Annotated in this window: 7 protein-coding genes and 1 pseudogene; 2 read left to right on the plus strand and 6 right to left on the minus strand. The window is 71.4% G+C overall.

All coding sequences use genetic code 11. The annotated features are described in order from the left end of the window. Window positions 1-158, minus strand: a pseudogene (locus tag G3I65_RS57255) (betaine-aldehyde dehydrogenase); the annotation flags it as partial. Between the two features lie 196 nt (window positions 159-354). Between G3I65_RS57255 and dxs the strand changes: the two are divergent. After that, complete coding sequence (gene dxs, locus G3I65_RS13185) at window positions 355-2,268, plus strand: 1-deoxy-D-xylulose-5-phosphate synthase (protein ID WP_160696366.1); 1,914 nt, start codon at window positions 355-357, stop codon at window positions 2,266-2,268. Window positions 2,269-2,703: 435 nt separating this feature from the next. Here dxs and G3I65_RS13190 read toward each other — a convergent pair whose 3' ends face one another. From G3I65_RS13190 to G3I65_RS13210, 5 genes are read right to left on the minus strand one after another with little or no spacing between them, the layout of a single operon-like run. Beyond that, complete coding sequence (locus tag G3I65_RS13190) at window positions 2,704-4,152, minus strand: cytosine permease (protein ID WP_160696367.1); 1,449 nt, start codon at window positions 4,150-4,152, stop codon at window positions 2,704-2,706. Continuing rightward, window positions 4,149-5,507, minus strand: coding sequence for an aminobutyraldehyde dehydrogenase (locus G3I65_RS13195; protein ID WP_160696368.1), 1,359 nt, complete (start codon window positions 5,505-5,507; stop codon window positions 4,149-4,151). The genes G3I65_RS13190 and G3I65_RS13195 overlap by 4 nt, the downstream gene beginning before the upstream one ends. After that, window positions 5,504-7,147 carry a thiamine pyrophosphate-binding protein gene (locus G3I65_RS13200; protein ID WP_160696369.1) on the minus strand — a complete coding sequence of 548 codons (1,644 nt, stop codon included), beginning with the start codon at window positions 7,145-7,147 and terminating at the stop codon, window positions 5,504-5,506. Before G3I65_RS13200 ends, G3I65_RS13195 begins: the two co-directional genes overlap by 4 nt. Further along, the gene (speB, locus tag G3I65_RS13205) at window positions 7,144-8,088 is read right to left on the minus strand and encodes an agmatinase (protein ID WP_160696370.1); all 945 of its coding nucleotides are present in this window, start codon (window positions 8,086-8,088) and stop codon (window positions 7,144-7,146) included. The genes G3I65_RS13200 and speB overlap by 4 nt, the downstream gene beginning before the upstream one ends. Beyond that, window positions 8,081-9,529 (minus strand): sodium:solute symporter, encoded by a 1,449-nt coding sequence (locus G3I65_RS13210; RefSeq protein ID WP_160696371.1) that lies wholly within the window; start codon window positions 9,527-9,529, stop codon window positions 8,081-8,083. The genes speB and G3I65_RS13210 overlap by 8 nt, the downstream gene beginning before the upstream one ends. Before the next feature lie 97 nt (window positions 9,530-9,626). Between G3I65_RS13210 and G3I65_RS13215 the strand changes: the two genes are divergently transcribed. Beyond that, on the plus strand, window positions 9,627-10,073 hold a 447-nt coding region (locus tag G3I65_RS13215; RefSeq protein ID WP_203612369.1), incomplete at its 3' end, for a PucR family transcriptional regulator ligand-binding domain-containing protein.

Genomic DNA, 10,073 nt, shown 5'->3' on the forward strand with positions numbered 1-10,073 from the left:
TCGAACGCCCGGCGCGCCGCCGCGATCGCCGCCTCGGTGTCCTTGGCGGTGCCCTCGGCGACCGCCGCGACCAGGGCACCGTCGGCCGGGCAGCGGATCTCGCGGCGGCCGCCGTCCAGCGCGTCCACCCAGTCGCCGCCGATGAAGAAGTCCGCCATGACCGCCATGACCGCCATTCTCGTGGCCACGCCGCGTGACCGCCACAGCACGGCGGGGAGACGAGGTTCACCCCGCCTGCTGACGGGTGATCGCTCTCCGCCTGTGATGCCGGACGCGGCGGGCGGAACCACCCTGGCGGGTCTCCGTAGACTGGCCGGAACGTGGGGTGTCCGGAGACGAGCGAGGTGGAGACGAGTGACGATGCTGGAGTCCCTCAGCGGGCCGGCGGACCTGAAGCGCATGAGTGTCGAGGACCTCGGCGAACTGGCTGCCGAGATCCGGGACTTCCTCGTCGACAAGGTCCGCCGCGCGGGCGGGCACCTGGGGCCGAACCTCGGCGTCGTCGAGCTCACCCTGGCGCTGCACCGCGTGTTCGATTCGCCGCGCGACGCGATCGTGTGGGACGTCGGCCACCAGGCGTACGTGCACAAGATCGTCACCGGCCGCGCGGCCGGGTTCGACCTGCTGCGCCAGACCGGCGGTGTCACCGGTTACCCCTCGCGCGCGGAGAGTGACCACGACTGGGTGGAGAGCAGCCACGCGTCGTCCGGTCTGTCCTATGTGGACGGTCTGGCGAAGGCGTTCGAGCTGGACGGCGGCGGGCGGCACGCGATCGCCGTCGTCGGCGACGGCGCGCTCACCGGCGGGATGTGCTGGGAGGCGCTCAACAACATCGCCGCCCACCGGGACCGCCCGGTCGTCATCGTGATCAACGACAACGGCCGCTCGTACTCGCCGACCATCGGCGGCCTGGCCGACCACCTCGCCGCGCTGCGCCTGCAGCCCGGTTACGAGCGGCTCCTCGACGGCGGCCGCGAACTGCTCAAGCACACCCCGGTCGTCGGCAAGCCGATCTACGCCGCGCTGCACGCCGCGAAGGCCGGGCTGAAGGACGCGCTGAGCCCGCAGGCGATGTTCTCCGACCTCGGCCTGAAGTACCTCGGCCCGGTCGACGGGCACGACCAGGTGGCGCTGGAGAAGGCGTTCCAGAGCGCGAAGGCGTTCGGCGGCGCGGTGATCGTGCACGTGGTGACCGAGAAGGGGCACGGCTACGCGCCCGCGGTGAACAACGAGCACGACCAGATGCACCAGACCGACCCGATCGACCCGGAGACCGGCCTGCCGCCGGTGAAGGGCCCGAGCTGGACCGGCGTGTTCGGCGAGGAGCTGGCGAAGATCGGCGCCGAGCGCGAGGACGTCGTCGCGATCACCGCGGCGATGCTGCGCTCGACCGGGCTGGACAAGTTCGCCGAGTCCTTCCCGGACCGCTGGTACGACGTCGGCATCGCCGAGCAGCACGCGGTCACCTCGGCCGCCGGGCTCGCGATGGGCGGGCTGCACCCCGTGGTCGCGATCTACTCGACGTTCCTGAACCGCGCGTTCGACCAAGTCCTGATGGACGTCGCGCTGCACCGCCTGCCGGTAACGCTGGTGCTCGACCGGGCCGGCATCACCGGGCCGGACGGCCCGAGCCACCACGGCATGTGGGACCTCTCGCTGCTCGGCATGGTCCCGGGCATGCGCGTCGCGGCCCCGCGCGACCCGGCGACGCTGCGCGAAGAGCTGAACGAAGCGGTCGACGTCGCCGACGGCCCGACGGCGCTGCGGTTCTCGAAGGGCAAGGTCGGCACGGATGTGACGGCGGTGGAGCGGATCGGCACGGTCGACGTGCTGCGCCGCCCGGTCGAAGGCGCCGACGTGCTGCTGGTGACGGTCGGCGCGTTCGCGACCCTCGGGCTGGCGGCCGCGGACCGCCTGGCCGACCAGGGCATCGGCGTGACGGTGGTGGACCCGCGCTGGGTCCTGCCGGTCCCGGCCGAACTGGTCGCGCTGGCGTCCCAGCACAAGCTGGTGGTGACGGTCGAGGACAGCGGCCGCCACGGCGGCTTCGGCTCGGCACTGGCGGCGATGTTCCGCGACGCCGAGTGCGACGTCCCGCTGCGCGATCTGGCGGTCCCGCAGACGTTCCACGACCTCGGCAGCCGCGACGAGGTCCTGGCCCGCATCGGGCTGACGGCGCAGGACGTGGCCCGCCGCGTGACAGAGTGGGCCGCCGGCCGCATTGGCGCGGCCCCGGAGCAGTCCGAGAAGAGCGCCGACCGCAGCTGAGCGGCCCGGTTTGAAGCGCCCCAAGGTGGCCTTCGGTGCGTGGGACGCACCGAAGGCGGCCTTGGGTGCGTGGGTCGCAACCAAGGCCACCTTGGGTGCGTGGGGTGCACCAAGGGGTGCCTTGCGTGCGTGGGTCGCAACCACGGCCACCTTGGGTGCGGTGGGGTGCACCGAGGGGTGCCTTGGGTGCGTGGGTCGCAACCAAGGCCACCTTGAGTGCGTGGGATGCACCGAGGGCCACATCGGGGCGTGGGACGCACCGAAGGCCACCTTGGGTGCATTAGACGCACCGAAGGCCACATTGGGTGCGTGGGACGCAACCAATGTGGCCTTGGGGCGCTGGGGGCCGGGCGTCGCGGAACGTACTTTCGTGGTCCGGGATTGTCGGTGCCCGCCGGTAGAGTGGAAAACGGGGGGGCGCCCCCAGGGCCGGGGTCAGGCTTCGGCGGGGAGGGCGATCGGGACCGCGGCGGGGGCCGACGCGATTACCTCCGGCGGCTCCGGGAACAGCTTCACCAGCACCGGATACGCCACCGCCGCCGTCAGCAGAGTGACCAGCAGGCTGATGTCCACCCCACCCGCCACATCCCGCAGCGGGCCCGCGATCATCGGCGTGTTCGCGCACAGCAGTCCCAGCGTCGTCGCCGGGATCCACGCTGCCATCGCGCGCCAGTTCACGCCGCGGGTGAACCAGTAGCGGCCGCCGCGGCGGCCCTCGTTGAAGACCTGCAGGTCCGCGACGTCGTAGAAACCGCGGCGCTGGACGAAGCCGATCATCATGATCACCATCCACGGTGAGGTGCACAGCACGATCAGCGTCGCGAACGCGTTGATGCTCGACACCATGTCCAGCACGAAATTGCCGACGAAGATGAACGCCACGCTCAGCGTGCCGATCAGCAGCGTCGCCTGCACTCGCGACAGGCGCGGGAAGATCGAGCTGAAGTCGAGGCCCGTCCCGTACAGCGACGTCGTGCCCGTCGACAGGCCGCCGATCAGCGCGACCACGATCAGCGGGATCGCGTACCACAGCGGGGAAATCGCCGTCAGGCCGGTGATGTAGTCGGCCGGGTCCGCGACCAGTGTCGCCGTCGCGATGCCGAAGCCGAACGGGAGCAGTGTCGCCACCTGGGCCAGGAACGGCGCTGTCAGGAGAGAGCGCTTGCTGAACGACGATGGGATGTAGCGGGCCCAGTCGCCGAGGAACGCGCCGAACGAGATCGGGTTGGCCAGGGCCGTCAACGCCGCCAGGGTGAACGTCGGCCAGAACGTGCCCAGCGCGTACGTGCCCGTGCCCGCGTAGCCCGGGTCGAACGTGCCGCCGTAGGCCAAGATCCCCAGCAGCATGATCAGCGTGCCGAGGACGACCGCGATCCGGTTGACCAGCAGCATGAAGCGGTAGCCGTAGATGCAGACCACCAGCGTCGCCAGCGCGATCACGCCGTACGCGACGCCGCGCAGCACCGCGCCGCCGTCGAAGCCGAACAGCCGCTGGGCCGCGCCGGCCACCGCGTCGCCGCTGACCCAGACCGAGATCGCGAAGAACGTGATCGCCGTCAGCAACGACAGGAACGAGCCGACGCAGCGGCCGACCACGCCGAAGTGCGCGCCCGACGACACCGCGTTGTTCGTGCGGGTGCGCGGTCCGAACAACGCCATCGGCGCCAGGACCAGCCCGCCCACGACCACGCCGAGCGCCGTCGCCAAAGCCGCGTCGCGGAAGCTCAGGCCGTACGCGATCGGGAGCGTGCCCAGGATGATCGTGGCGAACGTGTTCGCGCCGCCGAACGCCATCCGGAACAGGTCGCGCGGGCGGGACGTCTGCTCGTCCGGCGGGATCGGGGCGATGCCGTGCTGCTCGACCTCCGTCACCCGGGAACTCATGCGAACCTCGTCATCACGTGCTTGACGCGGGTGTACTCGGCGAACGCGTACGCCGAAAGGTCCTTGCCGTGGCCGGAGTGGCCGAAGCCGCCGTGCGGCATCTCCGCGACCAGCGGGCCGTGCGTGTTCACCCACACGCAGCCGAAGTCCAGTTCGGCCGACACCCGTGCGGCGACGGCGAGGTCGCGCGTCCACACCGACGATGCCAGTCCATAGGGGACGCCGTTGGCCAGGGCGATGCCGGCGGCTTCGTCCGAAAAGGACTGGACCGTGATGACCGGGCCGAAGATCTCCTCCTGGACGATCTCGTCGTCCTGGCGCAGACCCGAAACCACGGTGGGGGAGAAGTAGTAGCCCCGCGAACCGAACCGCGTGCCGCCGGTCTCGATCCGCGCGTGCGACGGCAGCCGCGAGATCAGGCCCTCGACGCGCGAGAACTGCGCCGCGCTGTTCAGCGGCCCGAAGTCGACGCCCGGGGTCTGCGCCGCCGCGACCTTCGCGAGCGAAGCGACGAAGTCGTCGTGGATCGAGGAGTGCACCAGCACCCGGCTGCCCGCGGTGCAGTCCTGGCCCGCGTTGTAGAACGCCGCGCCCACGATGCCTTCGGCCGTCGCCGCCAGGTCGACGTCGGGGAAGACCAGCAGGGGTGCGTTGCCGCCCAGTTCCAGGTGGGTGCGCTTGAGGTCGGCGGCCGCCACGGTGGCCACGTCGATGCCCGCCCGGGTCGACCCGGTGATCGAGACGAGCGCGGTGATCGGGTGCTTGACCAGCGCGCGGCCGGTGTCGCGGTCACCGGTCAGCACGGTGAACGCGCCCGGCGGCAGGAACTCCGCGGCGACGCGAGCCAGCAGCACGGCCGTCGACGGGGTCGTCTCGGCGGGCTTGAGCACCACGGTGTTGCCCGCGGCCAGCGCCGGGGCGATCTTCCAGACCGCCATCATCAGCGGGTAGTTCCACGGCGCGATCTGCGCGCAGACGCCGACCGGCTCGCGGCGGATCACCGACGTGTGGCCCGGCGTGTACTCGCCCGCCGCGGTGCCTTCGAGGTGCCGCGCGGCGCCGGCGAAGAACCGCAGGGCGCTCACGCACTCCGGGATCTCCTCGTCGAGGACGACCGAACGGATCTTGCCCGTCTCGCGGACTTCCAGGTCGGCGAACTCCCCGGCGCGGGCTTCGAGGGCGTCGGCGATCTTCAGCAGGGCCAGCTGCCGCTGGGCCGGGGTGCTGCGCCGCCAGACCGCAAACGCTTGCGCGGCGGCCGTGAGCGCGTTGTCCACATCGGACTGCGCGGCGATGGGGCTGGTGCCGAACACCTCGCCGGTCGCCGGGTCGGTCAGGTCGAGCGTGCGGGTCATGCCTGCTCCAGGTGGGTCGGCGCGAACAGCTTCAGCAACGCGGGGAGGACGACGACGGACGGGCCCGGCGTGCGCAGCGCTTCGGCGAGGTCCGCGCCCACCGTGTCCAAAGAGGACAGCCGGGCGGGAACCCCGAAGGCGGCGGCCAAGGCGGCGAAGTCGGGCCGGGTCAGCTCGGTCGCCGTCGTCTGGCCGAACGCGTCCATGAGGTACTCGCGCAGCACGCCGTAGCCGCCGTCGTCGACGATCAGCCACGTGACGTCGAGGCCGTGCTGCACCGCGGTGGCCAGCTCGGCGAGGCCGTACATCGCGCCGCCGTCACCCGACACGGCGAGCGCCGGACCGCCGGCGGCCGCGCCGCCGAGCGCGCCCGGCAGACCGTAACCCAGCCCGCCCGCGCCCTGGGCCGTGTGGATCGGGGCGCCCTCGGGGTTCCACGCCGACCACGCCCAGTACGCGGCGATCGTCATGTCCCAGAACGTCTGCGTGCCCTCGGGCAGCGCGCCGCGGATGTCGTCGATCAGCTTGCGTTCGACGGCCAGGTCCTGACCGTCCAACCGGGACTCGACGCGCGCGAGCAGCCCCGAAACCGCCTTCTCGGCGCGGCCGTCGGACGCCCGCATCGGCACCTGCTCCAGCAGGGCCTGCAGCGTGAGCCGGACGTCGGCGTGGATGCCGAGGCCGGGGTAGTTGGACTCCAGCTTGCCGAGATCGGCCTCGACCTGGATGACCCGGCCACGCGGGGCGAACTCGCGGTAGTTGCTGGACAGCTCGCCCAGCCCGGAGCCGAGCACCAGCAGGGCATCCGCGGAAGCGAGGAACTCTGTGGTGTGCCAGTCTTCCATCCACGACTGCCCGGACAGCTCGTGGTCCCAGCCGAAGACGCCCTTGCCGCCGAACGTCGAGATCACCGGCGCGCGCAGAGCTTCGGCCAGCGCCATCAGCTCGGCCGAAGCGCCGGACCGCAACGCACCGCCGCCGGCGAGGATGACCGGGTTCGCCGCCGCACCCAGCAGGTCCGCCGCGGACGTCACCAGCTCGGGCAGCGGCTCCAGCGCCGGGGGAGTGGCCGACACCGACGTGATCGGCGGGATTCCGGCCGGGCCGAGCAGCACGTCCTGCGGGATCTCGACCCACACCGGGCCGTACGGCGCGGTCGCGGCCGACGTCCAGGCCTCGCGCAAGGCCGTGGGGATCTGGCTCGCGCGCCGCACCACGTGCACCGACTTGACGACGTCCCGGAAACTCGCCTGCTGGTCGGGCAGCTCGTGCAGGTAGCCGTGCCGCCCGCCGCCGAGCCCGGCGACCGGGACCTGGCTGGAGATGCCGAGCACCGGCACCGAAGCGGCGCGGGATTCCTGCAGCGACGCCAACGTCAGGAGCGCACCCGGACCGGTCGACACGACCAGCGGCGTCACCGGCACCGGCCCGTCCGGGTTCGCCGCGAGCCGCGCGCGAGCAAACCCGTCGGCGGCGAAGGCGAGGTTGTTCTCGACGCGCCCGCTGATCACGCGCAGGTCGTCGGCTCGCCGCAGTGCCTCGAACAGGCCCAGCGCGTGCTGGCCGGGCAGGCCGAACACCGTGTCGGCGCCCAGTGCCCGCAGCGTTTCGACGACGACGTCGCCGCCGATGCGGGTCATTCGCCCTTCCCCAGTGCGAGCAGGCTCACCAGGTCGTAGGCGACGTGGGAGGCCGCGATGGCGGTGATCTCGGCGTGGTCGTAGGCCGGGGCCAGCTCGACGACGTCCGCGCCGACCAGGTTGAGGTCACGCAGGCCGCGCAGGATTTCCAGCAGCTCGCGGCTGGTCATCCCGCCCGCCTCCGGGGTGCCGGTGCCGGGGGCGTGGGCCGGGTCGAGCACGTCGATGTCGACCGAGACGTACAGCGGCCGGTCGCCGATGCGCTGCCGCAGCGCGTCGACGGTCTCGGCGACGCCGCGGCGCAGGACGTCGCCGGAGGTGACGATGCCGAAGCCGAGGCGGCGGTCCTCTTCGAGGTCGCGCTTGCCGTACAACGGTCCGCGAGTGCCCACATGCGACAGTGCGCTCGTGTCCAGGATCCCTTCCTCGGACGCCCGCCGGAACGGGGTGCCATGGGTGTAGGGCTCGCCGAAGTAGGTGTCCCAGGTGTCCAGGTGCGCGTCGAAGTGCAGCAGGGCAACGGGTCCGTGCTTCTTGGCCGCGGCGCGCAGCAGCGGCAGCGCGATGGTGTGGTCGCCGCCGACGGTCACCAGCCGCGTCCCGTCCGCCTGCAGTGCTTCGGCTTCCTGCTGCAGCGTTTCGATCGCTTCGCCGATGTTGAACGGGTTGACCGCGATGTCGCCCGCGTCGACGACCTGCTTCTCCTCGAACGGCGAGACGTCCAGCTCCGGGTGGTAGGGCCGCAGCAGCCGGCTCGCCTCGCGGACGGCGGCCGGGCCGAACCGCGCGCCGGGCCGGTAGGACACGCCGGAGTCGAAGGGCACCCCGACGACGGCGACGTCGGCGCGCTCGACCTGGTCGATCCGCGGCAGCCGCGCGAAGGTCGCGAACCCGGCGAACCGGGGGACGCGCGACGAGTCGAGGGGTCCGATGTTAGGCACTGGTGGGCTCCTGTTCCCGGTTCGAGATGGGCGTTTCTTCGGCGCCGCTCAGGCGGCGGGTCCAGACGGAAAGGATCGTGTCGGGGGTGCGGGGCGTGGCGAAGCTGACCGCGAGGTAGACGACCAGGCTCGCGCCGAGGCCCCAGTAGATCGGGGTGTTGGCGTCCACGCCGTCGATGATCATGAACGCGATCACCGAGATCGTGCCGGCCACCATCGACGCGTACGCGCCCTGCCGCGTGCCGCGCTTCCAGAACAGCGCGCCGACGATCGCGACGAGCAGGCCGCCGACCAGGATGTCGTAGGCGATGGTGAGCGCGTTGACGACGTCGTCGACGACCATCGCGATGGCGATCGCGATCAGCCCGAGCACCAGCGTGGCGATCCGGTTGCGGCTGACCTCGCCACCCTTCTTCAGGCCCAGCTTCGTCAGCAGGTCCGACGTCGTGGTGGTGGCGCAGGCGATCAGCGCGCCGCTCGCGGTCGACATCATCGCCGACAGCGCGGCGGCCAGCACCAGGCCGCGGACGCCGGTCGGCAGGAGGCGTTCGACGATCGTCGCGAAGGCGTCCTGCGCGCTGGCGAGGTCCGGGTACAGCGTGTGCGCCGCGGTGCCGATCAGGGCGCCGGCCAGGCCGTAGACCAGGCAGTAGACGCCGGAGGTGATGCCGCCGGACGTCGCGATCCCCGGGGTGCGGGCGGTGAACACGCGCTGCCAGATGTCCTGGCCGATGAGCAGGCCGAAGGTGTAGATGACGAAGTAGGTGATGATCGTGTCGGTGCCGATCGAGGTGAAGCTGAAGAAGCTCGCGTCGAGCTTCTCGCTCATGCCGGAGAAGCCGCCGGCCGAGCTGATCGCGACCGGCAGCAGGATCGCCAGGATGCCGATGGTCTTGATGACGAACTGGGCGATGTCGGTGAGCGTGATCGACCACATGCCGCCGAGCACCGAGTAGAGGACGACGATCGAGCCGCCGACCGCGATCCCGGCCCAGTTGGGCAGGTCGAAGAGGACCTTGAAGATGGTCGCGAAGGCCAGCGTCGAGGTGACGGTCAGCATCAGCGTGTAGCCCCACATGACCACGCCGGACACCTTGCTGGTGCGGCCGCCGTAGCGCAGGTCGAGCATCTCGCCGACGGTGTAGACCTTGAGCTTCACCAGCCGGCGTGCGAACAGCGCGTGCAGCACCAGGATGCCGACGCCGATGCTGACGACCAGCCACATGCCGGAGATGCCGAACTTGTAGCCGAGTTTCACGCCGCCCACGGTGGACGCGCCGCCGAGCACGACGGCCGACATCGTGCCGGAGTACATGAACCAGCCCAGCCGCCGGCCGGCGACGAGGTAGTCCGACTTCGTCTTCGCGAGCTTCAGGCCGTACCAGCCGACCCCGATCATGCCCGCGATGTACAGCGCGATCACCGCGTAGTCGCCGGTCACGGTGTCCTCCTCACGTCGTTTCGGGACACCGTAGGTTCGCCCGCCACCACCGCGGCATGGGAGGATTCATCTCCATGTCGACCTCGGCGGGGATGAAATGACCTCGATCACGGATGCGCTGTCCACCGAAGTGAATGTTCCGTTACGGGACGTGGTCGGCAACCGGGAGCTCGCGCTCGACGTCGTCCCGGAAACCCTGCGGCCGGGCGCGCTGGACGCGCCGGTGCGCTGGGCGCACGTCAGCGAGCTGCAGGACCCCGCGCCCTACCTGGTGGGCGGCGAGCTGATCCTCACCGCGGGGGTCAACCTGCCGGAGCGGATCGACCGGTACGTGCGCGGGCTGCGCGACGCCGGGGTGACGGCGCTGGGCTTCGGGCTCACCCCGACGGTGTTCGAGACGCTGCCGGAGCCGCTGCGCCGGGCGTGCGCGCGGCACGGGCTGCCGCTGCTGGTGGTGCCGACGCGGACGCCGTTCCTGGCGGTCAACCGGGCGGTGTCGGTCGCGCTGACCGAGGCCGGGCAGCGGGAGCAGCGGCGGATCACC

The sequence above is a fragment of the Amycolatopsis sp. SID8362 genome, assembly GCF_010550475.1.
Classification (GTDB): domain Bacteria; phylum Actinomycetota; class Actinomycetes; order Mycobacteriales; family Pseudonocardiaceae; genus Amycolatopsis; species Amycolatopsis eburnea.

Excerpts from the sequence above, each read along its gene's own strand:
- G3I65_RS13200 (WP_160696369.1), bottom strand. The coding sequence starts at position 7,147 with ATGACCCGCATCGGCGGCGACGTCGTCGTCGAAACGCTGCGGGCACTG.
- G3I65_RS13195 (WP_160696368.1), bottom strand. The coding sequence starts at position 5,507 with ATGACCCGCACGCTCGACCTGACCGACCCGGCGACCGGCGAGGTGTTC.
- G3I65_RS13190 (WP_160696367.1), bottom strand. The coding sequence starts at position 4,152 with ATGAGTTCCCGGGTGACGGAGGTCGAGCAGCACGGCATCGCCCCGATC.